The organism is Streptomyces sp. NPDC050743, from assembly GCF_044456925.1.
In the GTDB taxonomy this organism is placed as follows: Bacteria; Actinomycetota; Actinomycetes; order Streptomycetales; family Streptomycetaceae; genus Streptomyces.
The window spans coordinates 86,696-105,363 of sequence record NZ_JBITGJ010000029.1; the positions used below are offsets into that span (position 1 = coordinate 86,696).

At 72.4% G+C, this 18,668-nt stretch carries 15 protein-coding genes; 12 read left to right on the plus strand and 3 right to left on the minus strand.

All coding sequences use genetic code 11. From position 1 onward, the window contains the following. The first annotated feature begins 33 nt into the window (after window positions 1-33). The 3 genes from ACIBJF_RS26120 to ACIBJF_RS26130 all read left to right on the plus strand — a co-directional run bounded on the left by ACIBJF_RS26120 (window position 34) and on the right by ACIBJF_RS26130 (window position 5,697). Complete coding sequence (locus ACIBJF_RS26120; RefSeq protein WP_003975777.1) at window positions 34-297, plus strand: WhiB family transcriptional regulator; 264 nt, start codon at window positions 34-36, stop codon at window positions 295-297. Window positions 298-490: 193 nt separating this feature from the next. Beyond that, entirely contained in the window at window positions 491-4,174 is a 3,684-nt protein-coding gene (locus ACIBJF_RS26125) for a glycosyltransferase (RefSeq protein ID WP_399177148.1), read from the plus strand. Then, window positions 4,171-5,697 (plus strand): DUF5719 family protein, encoded by a 1,527-nt coding sequence (locus tag ACIBJF_RS26130; RefSeq protein WP_399177150.1) that lies wholly within the window; start codon window positions 4,171-4,173, stop codon window positions 5,695-5,697. The genes ACIBJF_RS26125 and ACIBJF_RS26130 overlap by 4 nt, the downstream gene beginning before the upstream one ends. Window positions 5,698-5,867: 170 nt before the next feature. Here the strand turns inward: ACIBJF_RS26130 and ACIBJF_RS26135 are convergent, their stop codons facing one another. Continuing rightward, entirely contained in the window at window positions 5,868-6,320 is a 453-nt protein-coding gene (locus ACIBJF_RS26135) for a metallopeptidase family protein (RefSeq protein ID WP_351812250.1), read from the minus strand. A gap of 414 nt (window positions 6,321-6,734) precedes the next feature. Between ACIBJF_RS26135 and ACIBJF_RS26140 the strand changes: the two genes are divergently transcribed. The 6 genes from ACIBJF_RS26140 (at window position 6,735) to ACIBJF_RS26165 (ending at window position 12,582) form a co-directional block, all read left to right on the plus strand. After that, window positions 6,735-7,157 carry a DUF3499 domain-containing protein gene (locus ACIBJF_RS26140; RefSeq protein WP_399177152.1) on the plus strand — a complete coding sequence of 141 codons (423 nt, stop codon included), beginning with the start codon at window positions 6,735-6,737 and terminating at the stop codon, window positions 7,155-7,157. 150 nt (window positions 7,158-7,307) lie between these two features. After that, complete coding sequence (locus ACIBJF_RS26145; protein WP_399177154.1) at window positions 7,308-8,672, plus strand: phosphomannomutase/phosphoglucomutase; 1,365 nt, start codon at window positions 7,308-7,310, stop codon at window positions 8,670-8,672. 131 nt (window positions 8,673-8,803) lie between these two features. After that, a complete protein-coding gene (locus ACIBJF_RS26150; RefSeq protein WP_399177156.1) occupies window positions 8,804-8,974 on the plus strand; it encodes a Trm112 family protein in 171 nt (56 codons plus the stop codon). A 60-nt stretch (window positions 8,975-9,034) separates the two neighbouring features. Then, on the plus strand, window positions 9,035-10,162 hold the full coding sequence (locus ACIBJF_RS26155) for an SIS domain-containing protein (protein WP_399177158.1): 1,128 nt from the start codon (window positions 9,035-9,037) through the stop codon (window positions 10,160-10,162). Between the two features lie 116 nt (window positions 10,163-10,278). Next, a complete protein-coding gene (gene manA, locus ACIBJF_RS26160; protein ID WP_399177160.1) occupies window positions 10,279-11,430 on the plus strand; it encodes a mannose-6-phosphate isomerase, class I in 1,152 nt (383 codons plus the stop codon). Between the two features lie 171 nt (window positions 11,431-11,601). Next, the gene (locus tag ACIBJF_RS26165; RefSeq protein WP_399177162.1) at window positions 11,602-12,582 is read left to right on the plus strand and encodes a cation diffusion facilitator family transporter; all 981 of its coding nucleotides are present in this window, start codon (window positions 11,602-11,604) and stop codon (window positions 12,580-12,582) included. A 9-nt stretch (window positions 12,583-12,591) separates the two neighbouring features. On the opposite strand, the gene lepB is transcribed toward ACIBJF_RS26165, so the two are convergent. Next, window positions 12,592-13,284: a signal peptidase I gene (gene lepB, locus ACIBJF_RS26170; RefSeq protein ID WP_399177164.1), complete on the minus strand. Its 693-nt coding sequence runs from the start codon at window positions 13,282-13,284 to the stop codon at window positions 12,592-12,594. Window positions 13,285-13,909: 625 nt separating this feature from the next. Between lepB and ahcY the strand changes: the two genes are divergently transcribed. Next, window positions 13,910-15,367: an adenosylhomocysteinase gene (ahcY, locus tag ACIBJF_RS26175; protein WP_399177166.1), complete on the plus strand. Its 1,458-nt coding sequence runs from the start codon at window positions 13,910-13,912 to the stop codon at window positions 15,365-15,367. Window positions 15,368-15,560: 193 nt separating this feature from the next. Beyond that, complete coding sequence (locus ACIBJF_RS26180) at window positions 15,561-16,175, plus strand: hypothetical protein (RefSeq protein WP_399177168.1); 615 nt, start codon at window positions 15,561-15,563, stop codon at window positions 16,173-16,175. A 45-nt stretch (window positions 16,176-16,220) separates the two neighbouring features. Here ACIBJF_RS26180 and ACIBJF_RS26185 read toward each other — a convergent pair whose 3' ends face one another. Further along, a complete protein-coding gene (locus ACIBJF_RS26185) occupies window positions 16,221-17,183 on the minus strand; it encodes an RDD family protein (protein ID WP_399177170.1) in 963 nt (320 codons plus the stop codon). A gap of 154 nt (window positions 17,184-17,337) precedes the next feature. Between ACIBJF_RS26185 and ACIBJF_RS26190 the strand changes: the two genes are divergently transcribed. After that, on the plus strand, window positions 17,338-18,345 hold the full coding sequence (locus tag ACIBJF_RS26190) for a stage II sporulation protein M (protein ID WP_399177172.1): 1,008 nt from the start codon (window positions 17,338-17,340) through the stop codon (window positions 18,343-18,345). Window positions 18,346-18,668: the final 323 nt, after the last annotated feature.

Here is an 18,668-nt window from a genome sequence, read left to right on the forward strand (position 1 = left end):
CACGGGGACGCGAAAGACAGACGAGGGGCGCACATGACCGAGCTGGTGCAGCAACTGCTGGTCGACGACGCGGACGAGGAACTCGGCTGGCAGGAGCGCGCGCTGTGCGCCCAGACCGACCCCGAGTCCTTCTTCCCCGAGAAGGGCGGCTCCACCAGAGAAGCGAAGAAGGTCTGCCTCGCCTGCGAGGTCCGCTCCGAGTGCCTCGAGTACGCCCTCGCCAACGACGAGCGCTTCGGCATCTGGGGCGGACTGTCCGAGCGGGAACGCCGCCGGCTGAAGAAGGCCGCCGTCTGACCACGGCAACGCACACAAATCCATACCAAATCGTTACGAACGGCCCGTCACCGGTGGGTTATCCACAGGCGGCGGGCCGTCGTCATGGTCAGCCGATAGTGTGGTCGCTCGTCCGAGACGCCCCGCCGTCCCCTCGCCCCCCGAGAGGGCGCAGGCGTCCACCGCAGTCCATCGAACCGGGGCCCGTACCTCGATGTCCGTGCACAGCCACACGGCAGCCCAAGAGCACGCTGCCACACCAGAGTTCCCGCGCCACGTGGTGACCGCGGTCCTCGTCTCCCACGACGGCGCCCGCTGGCTGCCCGACGCGCTCGCCGGGCTGCTCGGCCAGGAGCGACCCGTCCAGTACGCGGTGGCCGCAGACACCGGCAGCGCGGACGACTCCGCCCGGATGCTCACCGACGCCCTCGGCGACGCCAACGTGCTGCACCTCGCCCGCCGCACCGGGTTCGGCCAGGCCGTCGAGGAGGCGAGCCGCACCGCCCCGCTCCTCACCCCGGAAGAGCTGCCGTACCTCAGGCGCCCCAGCGGCTGGGACCCCGTCACGCGCAGGTGGCGCGACGACGCCTACGACATGCCCGAACTGCCGTACGGCGAGCCCATCCAGTGGCTCTGGCTGCTGCACGACGACTGCGCCCCCGAACCCGACGCCCTCGCCGAGCTGCTGCGCGTCGTCGACAACGAACTCGAACTCGGCCGCGAGGACGTGGCGGTCGTCGGCCCCAAGCTCCGCGGCTGGTACGACCGCCGGCAACTGCTGGAGGTCGGCGTCTCCATCGCCAACTCCGGCCGCCGCTGGACCGGCCTGGACCGCCGCGAACAGGACCAGGGCCAGCACGACCACGTGCGCACCGTGCTGTCCGTCTCCAGCGCCGGCATGCTCATCCGCCGCGACGTCTTCGAACAGCTCGGCGGCTTCGACCGCCGACTGCCCCTGATGCGCGACGACGTCGACCTGTGCTGGCGCGCCCACACCGCCGGCCACCGCGTCCTGATCGCCCCCGACGCCGTCGTACGGCACGCCGAGGCCGCCTCCCGCGAGCGCCGCACCGTCGACTGCGTGGGCCGCACCGCCGCCTCCCCGCACAAGGTCGACAAGGCCGGCGCCGTCTACACCCTGCTCGTCAACACCCGTGGCGCCGCGCTCCCCTGGGCGCTGCTGCGGCTCGTGTTCGGCACCGTCCTGCGCACCATCGCCTATCTCGTCGGCAAGGTCCCCGGCCAGGCCGTCGACGAGATCCGCGGCCTGCTCGGCACCCTGCTGCGCCCCGAGCGGATCATCGCCGCCCGGCGCCGCCGCGGCCCCTCGCAGATCGACAAGGCCGAACTGCGCCGGCTGTTCCCGCCGCCCGGCGCCACCATCCGGGCCACCGTGGAACAGCTCGCCGCCAACTTCACCAGCGGTACCGACGACACCTCCCCGGCCGGCCGGCACGGCGGCGCGGTGGAGTCCGGACCCGGCGGCGACGACGCCGACTTCCTGGAGGTCGAGCAGTTCGCCCGGCTCAAGCGGATCGCCCGCAAGCCCGGCCCCGTGCTCTTCCTCGCCCTGCTGCTCATCTCCCTGGCCGCCTGCCGCGCCCTGCTCGCCGGCGGCGCGCTCGCGGGCGGCGCCCTGCTGCCCGCCCCGGCCGGCGCCGGCGAGCTGTGGTCCCGATTCGCCGACTCCTGGCACCCGGTCGGCGCGGGCGGAACCCCGGCCGCACCGCCCTACCTCGCGATCATCGCGACGCTCGCCACGATCCTGTTCGGCTCCACCGGACTGGCGATGACGGTCCTGCTGGTCGCCTCGGTACCGCTCGCCGGCTTCACCGCCTACTTCGCCTCCCGGCCGCTCGTCACCTCCCGACTGCTGCGCGCCTGGGCGGCCATCGCCTACGCCTTCCTGCCCGCCACCACCGGCGCCCTGGCCGGCGGCCGCATCGGCACCGCCGTCCTCGCCGTGCTGCTGCCGCTCATCGCGCGCGCCGGGATCGCGGCGAGCGGCCTCGCCAACCGCTCCGGAGCACGTGGCAGTTGGCGCGCCACCTGGGCGTATGCGCTGCTGCTGACCATCACCACCGCCTTCACGCCGATCGTCTGGCCCATCGCGCTGTTCCTCGGCATCGGCGTGCTCGTGCTGCGCCGCGGCGACCTCGTCGCCCACGCCCTGCGCTTCCTCGCTCAGCTCGGCACCCCGCTGCTGGTCCTCGCCCCCTGGTCGCTGACCCTGCTGCCGACCGGCTTCTTCAAGGAAGCCGGCCTGGCCTACGGCACGTCGGCCGCCTCCGCGCTCGACCTGCTCGGCGCCAGCCCCGGCGGCCCCGGCACCGTGCACGGCCTGATGCTCATCGGCATCGTCCTCGCCGCCCTCGGCGCACTCCTGCGCTCTGAGCGGCAGCGGGCCATCCGCACCGCCTGGGCCGTCGTCCTGGTCGGCCTCGTCTTCGCCGCCCTGTCCAACAGGTCCGCCTGGGCCGGACCGGCCACCCTCGTCTACGGCATCGCCCTGCTGGCCGCCGCAGCCCTCGGCGCCGACGGCGCACGCGCGCGTGTGGCCGAGCAGAGCTTCGGCTGGCGCCAGCCCGTCGCCGCCCTGATCGCCTTCGCCTGCGCCGCGGGCCCGCTGCTCGTCGCCGCCGGCTGGATGATCCGCGGCGCCGACGGCCCCCTGGAGCGCAGCGACCCGACCCAGGTGCCCGCGTTCGTCGCCGAGGACTCCTCCACCGGCGACCGGGCCCGCACCCTGATCCTGGACAGCGACTCCACCGCGCGCGTGCGCTACACCCTGGTCCGCGGCTCCGGCGCCCGCATGGGCGACGCCGAGATCAGCGCCGCCGACGGCCAGAACACCCGGCTGGACAAGGTCGTCGCCAACCTCGTCGCCGGCTCCGGCGCCGACCAGGCCGACGAACTCGGCGGCTTCGCCGTGCGGTACGTCCTCGTCCACAAGGGCGCCCCCCGCGACATCACCCGCGTCCTAGACACCACCCCCGGCCTGTCCCGGCTCAGCCAGCAGAACGGCGGCGCCTTGTACCGCGTCGACCAGGAGGTCTCCCGGGCCACCATCGTCCCCGCAGGCGGCTCGGGCACCGCCCAGCCGGTCACCGCGGGACCGGTGGAGATCCACACGACCGTCCCGTCCGGCTCGGGCGGCCGCGTCCTGCGCCTCGCCGACACCGCCTCCGACGGCTGGACGGCCACCCTGAACGGCAGGCCGCTCACCCGCACCACGGTCGACGGCTGGGCCCAGGGCTTCCAACTGCCCGCCGACAGCGGCAGGCTGGACGTCACCTACACCGACCCGATCACCCACACCGCCTGGCTGTGGGCCCAGGGTGCGCTCGCCGTCGTCCTGGTCGTCCTCGCCCTGCCCGGCCGCCGCCGCGACGTCGACGACGACCTGCCCGAGGAGGAGCCGCTGCCCGCCCAGGCCGTCGCCGGCGAGGGCCGCCGCGCCCGGCGGCTGCGTGCCCAGGCAGAGGAACAGGCCGGCGACGACCAGTCCGGCCAGTCCGGCGAGGAGCAGCCGGCCGCACCGCCGCTGCCGGAGGAGCCCCCGGCCGCCGTACCCCACCAGCAGTCCTACGAGGACTGGGACCAGGGTTCGTACGCGAACGCCGGATACGCCGGCTACGGAACCGACCAGTACCACGACGGCGGCCAGTACCCGCCCTCCGGCTACGACCAGCAGGCGTACCCGGCCGCCGACCCGTACCAGACGGGCGAGGGCCAGTACGACCCGTACGCCTACGGCGGTACGGCCGACCAGATGCCGTACGACGCCACGTCCTACCAGCAGGGCTACAACCCGGCGTACGACCCCGCCCAGCAGGGCTACGACCCGGCCCAGCACCCCCACGGCACCAGCGAGCGCCCCGACGGGAGCCAGCAGTGAACCGCACCACCCTGTCCCTGATCGCCGCCGGCACCGCGCTGGCCGCCGTCACCGCGTTCGCCGCTCTCGACGGCCCGTCCGCCTCCGGTGCGGCCGCCCCCGAGGCGGCCGCGAACCTGCCGGTCCAGCGCACCAGCCTGCTGTGCCCGGCGCCGAGCGTCTCGGACATCGCCGACACGTCGTACACGTCGTTCACGCCCGTCACCCAGGGTGCGTCGAGCGGCGGCAAGGCCCAACTCCAGGCGGCCGGCGGGGGCTCGGCGGACGGCACGGACAACTCCGGGACCGGCAAGGGCTCGAAGGGGTCCAAGGGCGGGAAGAAGACGGCGGACCAGCCGGTGCTCACCCCGAGGGCGCCGGGCACTCCCGTCACCGGCGACACCTCCGGCGCGGACGCGCCCGCGCTCATCGGCACCGCCGACGGGAAGTTCGCGCCCGGCTGGACCGTGCAGGAGACCACCGAGGTCGCGGCTGGCACCGGCCGTGGCCTGCAGGGCGTGAACTGCACCGCCGCGGACACCGACTTCTGGTTCCCGGGCGCCAGCACGGCCACGGAGCGCACCGACTACGTCCACCTCACCAACCCCGACGACACCCCCGCGGTCGTCGACATCGAGCTGTACGGCAAGAACGGCGCGATCAAGTCCCCGCTCGGCGAGAACCAGACCGTCCCGGCGCACGCGAGCAAGCCGATCCTGCTGTCCACGCTCACCGACGAACAGCAGGCCGACCTGACCGTGCACGTCAGCGTGCGCAGCGGCCGGGTCGGCGCGTCGGTGCAGGCCCTGGACGACAAGGTGGGCGGCGACTGGCTGGCCGCGGCCGCCGACCCCGCCGGCAGCCTGGTCCTGCCCGGTATCCCCAAGGACGCCACCGACGTCCGCCTGATCGTCTTCACCCCCGGCGGCGACGACGCCGACCTGAAGGTCCGCCTGGCCTCACCGGACGGCCTGATCACCCCGGCGGGCAACGAGACCCTGCACGTGAAGTCGGGCATGACGACCACGGCCGACCTGCGCGACGTGACGCGGGGCGAGGCGGGCTCCCTGGTCCTGACCCCCACCGACCAGTCGGTCCCGGTCGTCGCGGCCCTCCGGGTGGTCCGGGGCAAGGGCGACAAGCAGGAGACGGCCTTCATCCCGGCCACCGCCCCCGTCGGCACCCGCGCTACCTCTGCCGACAACAGCGCCAAGGGCACGACCCTGGCCCTGAGCGCGCCCACCGCCACCGCCACGGTCAAGGTCACCGCGTCGGCGGGCAGCGAGGGCGGTACGCCGACGGCGAAGACCTACACGATCAAGTCCGGAACCACGCAGGACGTGACCGTCCCCGTCCCCTCCGGCCTGAAGGGCACCTACGCCCTCACCGTCGAGACCGTCTCCGGCGGCCCGGTCTACGCCTCCCGCACCCTCTCCGCCACGGAGTCCGGAATCCCCGGCTTCACCATCCAGACCCTCCCGAACGACCGGGGGATGGTGGCGGTACCGAGGACGACGGAGGATCTGTCGGTCCTGCAGAAGTGAGGGGGCGCTCCCGCAGCGCCGTCGGCTGCGCAGTACCGCCGGCGCTGCGGGCGGTCGCGCCGCCGGGCGGCGCCCACCGGCAGCGGCGCTCGCGTCGCCGTAGGGCGGGCCGTCGTACTCGCGTAGCTGCGGGCAAAAGGCGGCCACCGGCCGTACCCCGGCGGCCCGCCCTAATCCTCGCCGTACCGCGGATCCACGGTCTCCGGCGTCAGCCCGAGCAACTCGGCGACCTGCTCCACGACCACCTCGTGTACCAGCGCGGCCCGCTCGTCCCGCCCCTTGGTGCGGATCTCCACCGGCCGCCGGTACACGACCACCCGCGCCCGGCGCCCGTCCCGCGCGGGCACGACCCCGCCCAGCGGCACGGCCTCGTCGCTCCACACCTGCTCACCGCGCCCGTCCAGCCGGGGCACCTCCAGCACGAGGAAGTCGATGTCGGCGAGCTGCGGCCACCGCCGTTCGAGACGCTCCACGGAGTCCTGCACCAGGTCCGCGAACACATCGGCCCGGCTGGCCGCCAGCGGCACCTGCGGCGGCGCGATCGGCCCCCGCATGCCCCTCCCGTGACGATCACGGCGACGGGGCCCGGGGCCGGCGGCACGGGGCGGTACACGGTTGTCCATCACTGGGGAAGCGTAGTCCCCGCGCGCTCCCCCCGCCCGACCCCACACGGCAACCCGTCCCCCACCCCGCCCCACCCCGACCAGCCACACCCGGCCGACCGCATTCCGGTCGATCAAGACCCTCCCCGGCCGCCCGCACCCCCCGCCGATCAGCCCGCCGCCGATCGGCCCCGTTCGGCTCCGATCGGCCTTCTCCGCCTCCCTGTCGCAGGTTGACCGTTCCAGCCAACGTCTGGCTCGTTTCCGTAACCCTCCAAGACCGCCGAACTCAAGGCAATTGACGGTGTTTGTGCCGACTCATGACCGTATCGAGCCGCGCCCGAAATCCGCCGCGTACCCGTCCACGCAGGTCAACAGGGCCTCCTCGAAGGGGTGTGTGGGGCGTTTCACAGCACGACACGGTGGAGTGACCTGGTGGAGAGTCGTCGCGGCCCGCTCAAGAGTGCGGTACCGTCCAACATCGTGAGCCCTGTACGTCGCTGTTCGCGCACCGCCTGCGGCCGACCTGCCGTCGCGACGCTGACGTACGTCTACGCCGACTCGACCGCGGTCCTCGGCCCGCTCGCGACCTACGCCGAGCCGCACTGCTACGACCTGTGCGCCGAGCACTCCGAACGCCTCACCGCCCCCCGCGGCTGGGAGGTCGTCCGTCTCCTCGACGGCTCCGCCCCCGCGCGGCCCAGCGGAGACGACCTGGAAGCGCTCGCGAACGCCGTGCGCGAAGCGGCCCGCCCCCAGGAGCGCGCGGCCCAGGCGGGCGGCGGAGGCCGTACGGCGGACCCCATGGAGGTCGCCCGCCGCGGCCACCTGCGCGTCCTGCGCTCCCCGGACAACTGAGCCCACACCCCTGCGGCCCACGGTCGTCAAACCGGCGCACCGCACCCCACCTCCGGTTACGACTGGGCGTCCACCTGGTGTCCGCACACCACACCCTTACCCCGGACGGGTAGTTTGTGGGCACACATAGGACTTTCAGGAGGGTTGGCCGTGGCTGCTGATCTGTCGCAGATCGTGAAGGCATACGACGTACGTGGAGTGGTTCCGGACCAGTGGGACGAGTCACTGGCCGGGCTCTTCGGCGCCGCCTTCGCGGAGGTGACGGGTGCGGCGGCCATCGTCGTCGGCCACGACATGCGGCCCTCGTCCCCCGGCCTGTCCCGCGCCTTCGCGCGCGGCGCCGCGGACCGTGGCGTGGACGTCACCGAGATCGGCCTGTGCTCCACCGACCAGCTGTACTACGCCTCGGGCGCGCTGAACCTGCCGGGCGCCATGTTCACCGCCTCCCATAACCCGGCCCAGTACAACGGCATCAAGATGTGCCGCGCGGGCGCCGCCCCGGTCGGCCAGGACACCGGTCTCGCGCAGATCCGCGAACTGGTCGAGCGGTGGCTGGAGTCGGGCGCCCCCGAGCCGGTCGACCGGCCGGGAACCCTGTCCTCGCGCGAGACGTTGGAGGACTACGCGGCCTACCTCCGCTCCCTGGTCGACCTGACCTCCATCCGCCCGCTGAAGGTCGTGGTCGACGCCGGCAACGGCATGGGCGGCCACACGGTCCCCTCGGTCTTCGCCGGCCTGCCCCTGACCCTCGTCTCGATGTACTTCGAACTGGACGGCACCTTCCCCAACCACGAGGCCAACCCGCTCGACCCGGCCAATCTCGTGGACCTGCAAAAGCGCGTCCCGGCGGAGGGAGCCGACCTCGGCATCGCCTTCGACGGCGACGCCGACCGCTGCTTCGTCGTGGACGAGCACGGCGACCCGGTCTCCCCGTCCGCGATCACCGCGCTGGTCGCCGCCCGCGAACTCGCCCGCAACGGCGGCAAGGGCACGATCATCCACAACCTGATCACGTCCCGTACGGTCCCGGAGGTCGTGAAGGAGAACGGCGGCGCCCCGGTCCGCACCCGCGTCGGCCACTCCTTCATCAAGGCCGAGATGGCCCGCAGCGGCGCGATCTTCGGCGGCGAGCACTCCGCGCACTACTACTTCAAGGACTTCTGGAACGCCGACACGGGCATGCTGGCCGCCCTGCACGTCCTCGCCGCCCTCGGCGGCCAGGAGGGCCCGCTGTCCGCCCTCGTCGCCCAGTACGACCGCTACACCGGCTCCGGCGAGATCAACTCCACCGTCGCCGACCAGTCCGCCCGCCTCGCCGCGATCCGCTCCGCGTACGAGAACCGCGCCGGCGTCACCCTGGACGACCTCGACGGCCTCACCGTCGCCGCCGTCGACTGGTGGTTCAACGTCCGCCCCTCCAACACCGAGCCGCTGCTCCGTCTGAACGCCGAGGCGAAGGACGAGGCCACGATGACCAAGATCAGGGACGAGGCCCTGGCGATCATCAGGGCCTGAGCGGCCGGTCAAATGGCGTCCAGGGGGCGCTGCCCCCTGGACGGTGCTCGCAGCCCGGCTCAGCCCGTCCACCAGCGGTACGCTGACCAGGCACATCCACAGACAGACATCCGCCCTCGAAGGGACACCCCATGCCGCTCGAAGCCGGTCTCCTGGAGATCCTCGCCTGCCCGGCCTGCCACGCCCCGCTCAAGGAGCAGGAAGCCGAGCTGATCTGCACCGGCCAGGACTGCGGCCTCGCCTACCCGGTCCGCGACGGCATCCCGGTCCTCCTCGTGGACGAGGCGCGCCGCCCCCAGTGACGACGCCCCTCACGTCGTAGCCAACCCGCACAGGACCCCGGCGCTCGGAGGCAACCGCCCATGCTGGACGAATCGCTGCTCGACACCCCGGAGGGCCTCGCCGAGGCCGACCGTCGAGGCCTGCTGCGCGGCGCCGCCGAGGCCGGCGCCCGCGTGCGCACCGCGGCCCGGCACGCCGCCGAGGCCGGCGTCGGCGACCTCAAGCCCGACGGCCGCCCCCGCGCCGTCCTCATCGCCGGCCCCGGCGCCGCCGCCATCCACACCGCCGACCTCATCGGCACCCTGGCCGGCGTCGGCAGCCCCGTGGTCCGTCTGGCCCCGACCGGTGTGGCCCCGGCCGCGGGCGCCCTGCGCTGGGAGCTCCCGGGCTGGGCCGGCTCCGTGGACCTGCTGCTGATCGCCACCCCGGACGGCACCGAACCGAGCCTGTCCCTCCTCACCGACCAGGCCTACCGCCGCGGCTGCTCGGTCGTCGCCGTGGCCCCGGCCGGCACCCCGCTCGCGGAGGCGGTCGACGGCGCCCACGGCCTGTTCGTACCGATGGCGACGGCGCCGTACGACCAGGAGGAACCGCTCGCCGCGTCCTCCCCGGGCGTCTTCTGGGCGCTGCTCACCCCGCTGCTGGCGGTGCTGGACCGGATCGGACTGATCGGCGCCCCGCCGGACGCCCTGGAGAAGGTCGCCGACCGCCTGGACCACATCGCCGAGCGCTGCGGCCCCGCCATCGCGACCTACAGCAACCCGGCCAAGACCCTCGCCGCCGAACTCGCGGACGCACTGCCCGTGGTGTGGACGGAAGGGCCCTCGGCGGGCCCCGCAGGCCACCGTTTCGCCGCGGCCCTCGCCGAACTCGCCGGCCGGCCCGCGCTCGTCGCCGAACTCCCGGAGGCGCTCTCCGCGCACAGCGCCCTGCTGGCCGGCCCGCTGGCCGCCAGCGCCGACCCCGACGACTTCTTCCGCGACCGCGTCGAGGAGCCGCCCGCGCTGCACGCGCGCGTGGTGCTGCTCCGCGACCGCCCGATCAGCGGTCTCACCGCCGCCCCCGCCGCCCGCGACCTGGCGCTCAGCCACGACACGCCGATCAGCGAACTCGAACCGGAGGAAGGCGGCGAACTGGAGTCCCTCGCTGAACTGATCGCCGTCACGGATTTCGCCGCCGTTTACCTGGCGCTCGCTTCGAGGGCCTGATCTGGCTACGGGCCGGAACCCCCGCGCCCACCATCAGCACGGCAACCACGACCGGCACCGGCACCAGCACCGGCGCCCGGCTGGGGCAGCCGTACGTACGGAGACAGAGAAGACACATGGACCGCCTCGACAACACCGTCCGCCCCTACGCCTGGGGTTCCCCCACCGCCATCCCGCACCTCCTCGGCGTCGAGCCGACCGGTGAGCCGCAGGCGGAGATGTGGATGGGCGCGCACCCGGGAGCCCCCTCGCGCACCGCGCGCGGGACGCTCGTCGACGTCATCGACGCCGACCCGGAGCGCGAGCTGGGCGCCGGGGCGGTCGCGAAGTTCGGCCCGCGGCTGCCGTTCCTGCTGAAGATCCTCGCCGCCGGCGCGCCCCTCTCCCTCCAGGTGCACCCCGACCTGGCACAGGCCGCGGAGGGTTACGCCGACGAGGAGCGCCGCGGCATCCCGGTCGACGCCCCGCACCGCAACTACAAGGACGCCAACCACAAGCCCGAACTGATCTGCGCGCTCACCGAGTTCGACGGCCTGTGCGGTTTCCGCGACCCGGTCCGGGCCGCCGACCTGATCGACGGGCTCGGCGTCGCCTCCCTCAAGCCGTACGTCGACCTGCTGCACGGCCAGCCCGAGGAAGCGGCCCTGCGCGAGGTGCTCACCGCGATCCTCACCGCCGACCCGCAGAAGATGGCGCACACGGTCGCCGAGGCCGCTGCCGCCTGCGCCCGCCTGGGCGGCGACTACGCGCCCTACGCCGATCTCGCCCAGCACTACCCGGGCGACCCCGGCGTCATCGCGGCGATGCTGCTGAACCACGTGCGCCTGCAGCCCGGCGAGGCACTGTTCCTCGGCGCCGGCATCCCGCACGCGTACATCAGCGGCCTCGGCGTCGAGATCATGGCCAACTCCGACAACGTCCTGCGCTGCGGCCTGACCCCCAAGCACGTCGACGTCCCCGAACTGCTGCGCGTCGTCCGCTTCGAGGCGAGCGACCCGGGCGTCCTGCGCCCCGAGGCCTCCCCGGCCGGCGAGGAGGTCTACGACACGCCGATCGACGAGTTCCGCCTCTCCCGGTACGTCCTGCCCGAGGGCGGTACCGCCCGCGACCTCACCCTCGGCACCCCGCAGATCCTGCTCTGCACGGCCGGCTCGGTCCGCGCCGGCGAGCACGAGCTGAACCCGGGGCAGTCGGTCTTCGTCCCGGCGGGCGAGAAGGCGGAGATCTCCGGCACGGGCACGATCTTCCGTGCCACTGTGATCGTATGACCTGTGATCGTCTGACCGGGGTTGTGGATACCTGACGCGGCGGCGCCCGGCCGGGCTGCAACAATGGCCCACCGGCAAAGGCCGGGCAAAGTACGGCCACGCCTGGACGGCGTGGCCGTGCGAAGGCGCCGCGCCAAGGCGACGACTAGGGCGAAGGGACAACGCGGACACATGAGCGCGTCAGGCGGTACGAAGGCGATCGTGGCGGCACTCGGCGCCAACCTCGCGATCGCGGCATCCAAGTTCGTGGCGTTCGCGTTCAGCGGCTCTTCCTCGATGCTCGCCGAGGGCGTCCACTCGCTCGCCGACTCCGGCAACCAGTTCCTGCTGCTCATCGGCGGCAAGAAGGCCCAGCGCGAGGCGACCCCGCAGCACCCCTTCGGCTACGGACGCGAGCGCTTCATCTACGCGTTCCTGGTCTCGATCGTCCTGTTCTCCATCGGCGGCATGTTCGCCATCTACGAGGGCTTCGAGAAGATCAGCCACCCGCACGAACTGAAGGACTGGTACTGGCCGGTGGGCGTGCTGGTCTTCGCGGTCATCGCCGAGGGCTTCTCCTTCCGCACGGCCATCAAGGAGTCGAACGAGCTGCGCGGCAAGCTGTCCTGGTCGCAGTTCATCCGCCGTGCCAAGGCCCCCGAGCTGCCCGTGGTCCTGCTGGAGGACTTCGGCGCGCTGATCGGCCTGGTCCTCGCCCTCCTCGGCGTCGGCCTGTCCGTGCTCACCGGTGACGGCGTCTGGGACGGCATCGGCACCGTCTGCATCGGCGTCCTGCTCGTCCTGATCGCCCTGGTCCTGGCCGCCGAGACCAAGTCGCTGCTGCTCGGCGAGGCGGCGGGCCTGGACGTGATCCAGAAGATCGAGGAGGCGACGGTCGACGGCGACACCGTCACCGGCGTCATCCACATGCGCACGCTCCACCTCGGCCCCGAGGAACTGCTGATCGCCGCCAAGATCGCCGTCCGGCACGACAACACGGCCGCCCAGGTCGCCAACGCCATCGACGCCGCCGAGGCCCGCATCCGCGCCGCCGTCCCCATCGCCCGCGTCATCTACCTCGAACCGGACATCTACAGCGAGGTCGAGGCGGCCAAGGGCCCGGACCCGGAGGCCACTCCCGGCGGCCCGAACCCGCACGCCGCCGGGCACTGAGCCGGGACCTCAGCTCCCGCTCGGCCGCACCGGCCAGGGCATCTGCGCGATCTCCGGCGCCCTCCGCCGCCGTACGGCAAGGAAACCGATGCCCAGGCCGATCCCGACGAGCAACAGCACTCCGCCCAGCAGCAGGGCCGCCACCAGCAGGGCAGGAACCGCGCGGTCATCCGTCACCCGCCCCAGCACCGCGTCCGCGGACACCGTGCCGCCCTGCTCGTCGAGGTGGAACCGCGAGTCGTTGGAGTTCGCGCGGTAGTCGCCCAGGAGGAACAGCCGCCCCTCCGGGACCTTCACGTCATACGCCCGGTGCGCGCCGTCGGCGTCGCCGCCGTACAGATACGGCTCCTCGATCGGCTTGCCGTTCACGGTCACCCGCTCCCGCGCCCCCGCGAGCGTGCAGCACCGCACCCGGTCCCCGCCCACGCCGACGACCCGCTTCATCAGGGGCGCGTCGAACCCGTAGGACTTTGGCGGCCGGAACAGCACGACATCACCGCGCCGCACCTCGCTCCCGTCGACGCGCTCCCAGACGATCCGGTCCCCCTGCCCGTACGTCGGCCGCATGCTGCCACCACCCACGCTGGAGACCCCGTACGCCCCCCGCAGCCATCCAAAGGCCCCGACCACCAACACCAGCCCCAGCACCCCCACCACACCGGCCGACATCCCCAGCCCGCGACCCCGCGTCCTACCCGCCATGCCTCGTCCTCCCCGAGCGGCCCGTCCAAGGCGGCGGAGAATAGCGTCACCTTGTGAACCGGCTGTGCGGTGGGGCGCCTTTGTCCCGCGGGTGGGGTGGGTGCGGGTGCTCGCCGAGGAGGGGCGCGCCCGTGGAGGGGGCCGGCCGGACCGGGCACGTCTGCCTCCTCACACCTTCGCCGCACCAGGCACCTTGCCGGACACCTCGCGAGCGGACCGGACGGCCCCGGTCCGGCCCGCGTCCCGTACCACCCCGCCCCGGCACGCGACGCCAAAGCCCCTGTTCGTCACGGTCTGCGGGCTCCCGTTCCGTGCTTTCCGCGCCCCCGCCGACGAGGCTCCCGCCCCCTCCCCGCCCCTCGGAACCGCCTCCCGGACGGCTCGACCCATGCGGAGGCGGACTGGGGCCGACGGGGCCGTCCGGTGTAGCTTGGGACGGAGCCAGACGTCGCTGCTGATGGCGGTCGGGCGGTCCCACGCGGACCGACCGAGGGAGAGAGGGCCTCCGACGGACTGCGCTGCGCGCACGTGGGCATGCCAGTGTCCTCATCTCGGGCACCCGTGTGTCCGCCGCCGCGCAGACCAGCCGTACCCACCTCGCCCCGACACCGAGGAGCAGCTCGCAATGACGACTGTCGACAACCGACAGGACTTCAAGGTCGCCGACCTCTCGCTGGCCGAGTTCGGCCGCAAGGAGATCACCCTCGCCGAGCACGAGATGCCGGGCCTGATGGCGATCCGCAAGGAATACGCCGAGGCCCAGCCCCTCGCCGGCGCCCGCGTCACCGGCTCCCTGCACATGACCGTGCAGACCGCCGTGCTCATCGAGACCCTGGTCGCCCTCGGCGCCCGCGTCCGCTGGGCCTCGTGCAACATCTTCTCCACCCAGGACCACGCGGCCGCCGCCATCGCCGTCGGCCCGAACGGCACGCCCGACAACCCGCAGGGCGTCCCGGTCTTCGCCTGGAAGGGCGAGACCCTGGAGGAGTACTGGTGGTGCACCGAGCAGGCGCTGACCTGGCCGGACAGCCCCACCGGCGGCCCGAACATGATCCTGGACGACGGCGGTGACGCCACCCTCCTCGTCCACAAGGGCGTCGAGTACGAGAAGGACGGCAAGGTCCCCGGCCTGGAGACCGCCGAGTCCGACGAGCACCGCGTCATCCTCCAGCTGCTGCACCGCACCCTGGGTGAGAACCCCCAGAAGTGGACCCAGCTGGCCTCCGAGATCCGCGGTGTCACCGAGGAGACCACCACCGGCGTCCACCGCCTGTACGAGATGCAGCGTGACGGCGTCCTCCTCTTCCCGGCGATCAACGTCAACGACGCCGTGACCAAGTCGAAGTTCGACAACAAGTACGGCTGCCGCCACTCCCTGGTCGACGGCATCAACCGCGCCACCGACGTCTTGATCGGCGGCAAGACCGCCGTCGTGTGCGGTTACGGCGACGTGGGCAAGGGCTGCGCGGAGTCCCTGCGCGGCCAGGGCGCTCGAGTGATCATCACCGAGATCGACCCCATCTGCGCCCTCCAGGCGGCGATGGACGGCTACCAGGTCACGACCCTCGACGAGGTCGTCGAGACCGCCGACATCTTCATCACCACGACCGGCAACAAGGACATCATCCTTGCGTCGGACATGGCGAAGATGAAGCACCAGGCGATCGTCGGCAACATCGGCCACTTCGACAACGAGATCGACATGGCCGGCCTCGCCAAGATCCCCGGCATCGTCAAGGACGAGGTCAAGCCGCAGGTCCACACCTGGAAGTTCCCGGACGGCAAGGTCATCATCGTGCTGTCCGAGGGCCGCCTGCTCAACCTGGGCAACGCCACCGGCCACCCGTCGTTCGTGATGTCCAACTCCTTCGCGGACCAGACCCTGGCCCAGATCGAGCTGTTCACCAAGCCCGACGAGTATCCGACCGGCGTCTACGTGCTGCCCAAGCACCTGGACGAGAAGGTCGCCCGCCTCCACCTGGACGCGCTCGGCGTCAAGCTCACCAGGCTGCGCCCGGAGCAGGCCGCGTACATCGGCGTGGAGGTCGACGGCCCGTTCAAGTCGGACCACTACCGCTACTGAGCCGGCGACTCCGTAGTCCCGCCCGCCGGGGAGCACAGCGGTGCACCGCCGCGCTCCCCGGCAGCAGGTCCCGCGAGGCAGGCCCCCGCACCCCCGTGCCGGGGGCCTGCCCCTTTGGCCGGTCCGCCCGGACAGCACCGCAGGCACCGGCAGTCCGGCCGGACCGTCAGCCCGTCGAAGACCCAGGACCCCCATGCCCCGCGGCCGTTATTCGCTCCACGATCCGCACGATCACACCCCCCTCGGCGAAGAACACTTCCAGTGCGCCCCCGGCCCCTCCGGCTGGCGCTATGTCTCCCGGCTGACCAGCCCCGCCGGCGATCAGCGCGGCTCGGTCGACCTCGCCCTGGACGACCTCGGCCGCCCCATCCGCCTCGAACTCCACGCGGGGGAGTGGCAGGTGCGCGGTGCCGCCCTCGACGGCGTCACCTGGGTCCGCACCGACCCCACCGGAACCCATGCCACCGAAGGCAATGTGCGCGCCCACGCCTTCACCGGCACGTCCCCCGCGTTCCTCGTCGCCACCGCCCGTCTCCTGCGCCTCACCCCCTCGTCCGGCGCGACCCGCGTACGCCTGGTCGCCTTCACAGACCCGGTCCTCGCCCCCCGCACCGTGGACCAGTCCTGGGCCCTGGTGAACAGCGAAGCACACGCCACTGACAACGGCCCTCTGACCGTGGACGAATACCAGGTCACAGCCCTGGACACCGGTGAGCGGCACACCGTTCACATCGCCGGGGACGTCGTCCTGGCCGCACCCGGAGTCGAGCTGGAGGACCTCCAGTCACCGCCGTCGACGTTCGACTGAACGCCGAGACCGGGGACGCCTGGAAGGGGAGGGGCGGGCCCGTATCTACGCCGGTGGTGCGAAACCGGTGGCCGGGCGGTCCGCTGGGGGCTCGTCCCGCGGAGGTACGGCGGAAGGCGGAAGCGGAGCCTGCGGCGGCTGAGCGTAAGCAGGAGGCTGCGCGGAAGCCGGTGGCTGCGGAGCAGCGGGTGGCTGGGGAGAAGTGGGTGGCTGATGAGCGGCCGGTGCGCGAGGAGCGGTCATCCGGGGGTCGAATCCAGCGGCGCCGAACGCCTGCCGGGCCTCTCGCGACTGCCGCTCGTGCACCACAGCCGCCAGGAAGGCGGCCGCCGGCAGATCCTGTGGCACAGAAGCCCCCGTCCGCGCCGCCAGGTCGGCCGCGAGCCGCTGGGCCATCCCCATCGAGACCTGCGGGTCGAGCTGTCCCATCCGGGTCAGGTACTGCCGAACCGCCAGCCACAACCCGTCCGGCACAGCCGAGAGGTCCAACTCGGCGAACCGCCCCGCCAGCCACGCAGGCGGCGGCGGAACAAAGCCGGCCCGACCTGCCGGTATTCGCTCACGCACGACCAGCGTGCCCGCGAACACGTCACCGAGCCGCCGGCCGCGCGCCGACACCAGCGAGGCGATGCAGGCGACCACGCCGAACGTCAGCAGGATCTCGACCACCCCGATCGCGCCCCGCACCAGCGCGTGCCGGAACCGGATCGGCCCACCGTCGTCCCGGACCACGCGGAGCCCGAACGCCAGCTTCCCCAGCGAACGCCCATGGCTAAGGGTCTCCACCGCGATCGGGCCGCCGACCAGCACCAGCAGAAACGTGGCGATCGACAGCGCCACCTGCGCGGCCTCGTCCAGCGAGGCGGTCGACAACACCACCGCGATGGTGACGACGACGTACGCGACCACGGCCACCACGAGATCGAGCAAGACGGCAAGCGCCCTGCTCGGCAGCTTTGCCGGCCGCAGTTCGAGCGCCACCGCCTCGCCCGTCACCAGCTCACTCACGCCCGCCGTCCTTCCCTGATCTGCCCCCGGGAGCGCAAGTCTGCCAAGCTGTGGGCACATCGCGCGCCGGTGCGACTATCTGACCGCGATCGAGAGCATTCACGACGACTCCGCGACGAGCAGTCGACGACCAGCCGAGGAGCAGGCAGACCCGATGGACCTGGACGTCTTCGTCTCCGTGCACCGAGCCGAATGGGACCGCCTCGACGACCTGCTCCGCCGCCGACGCCGCCTCACAGGCGCCGAAGCCGACGAACTCGTCGCCCTCTACCAGCGCACCGCCACGCATCTGTCCCTCATCCAGTCCAGCGCCCCGGACCCGCAGCTGACCGGACGGCTCAGCCAACTGGTGGCACGCGCGCGTAGCGCCGTCACCGGCACCCGCCGCGCCTCGTGGCGTGACGTCACGCGCTTCCTGGGCCAGGGCTTCCCGGCCGCGGTCTACCGCGCTCGCCACTGGTGGGTACCCACGGCACTGGTCTCCACGGCCATCGCGATCCTCCTGGGCTGGTGGATCGGCACCCACCCGGACGTACAGTCGTCGATCGCGGCGCCCAGCCAGCTGCGCGAGCTGACCCGCCCGGGTGGCGAGTACGAGACGTACTACTCCAGCCATCCCGCGGCGGCCTTCGCCGCCCAGGTGTGGACGAACAACGCCCAGGCAGCCGCGATGTGCCTGGTCCTGGGCGTCTTCCTGGGACTGCCGGTCCTCTGGATCCTCTTCGAGAACATGCTCAACCTGGGCGTCGGCTTCGGCCTGATGTCCTCCGCCGGCCGACTCGACACATTCCTCGGCCTGGTCCTTCCGCACGGTCTGCTCGAACTGACCGCCGTCTTCGTCGCCGCCGGTACGGGACTGCGCCTGGGCTGGACAGTCATAGACCCAGGTCCCCGCAGCCGGCGCACCGCGCTCGCCGAGGAAGGACGCGCGGCCGTCGGCATGGCGATCGGACTCGCCCTGGTCCTTCTGGTCTCCGGCGCCATCGAAGGCTTCGTCACCCCGTCCGGCCTGCCCACCTGGGCCCGCATCGGAATCGGCGTCCTGGCCGAGCTGACATTCCTGACGTACGTCTACGTCCTGGGCGGTCGAGCGGTACGCGCAGGTGAGACCGGCGACGTCGAAGCGACGGATCGCAGCGCCTCGGTGCCGACCGCCGCGTGATGTGCGTTCCACCCCTGTGAGCTGCTACTCTCCTCTTCGCCCCGCAAGACCCGTTGACACGGGCGGCGTGGGGAGGTAGATTCAAACAGTTGCCTGGAACTGGACAAGTCCAGCGGCGAAGGTTAGACTCTACGAGCTTCAGAGAAGTCGAGAACGACATCTCGGAGAAGCGCCTCCCGATTACTCAGAAATGAGCGGCCGGTCAGACCGGCCAAGAACTTCTGATAAAGTCGGAACCGCCGGAAAGGGAAACGCGAAAGCGAGAACCTGGAAAGCACCGAGGAAATCGGATCGAGAAAAGATCTGATAGAGTCGGAAACACC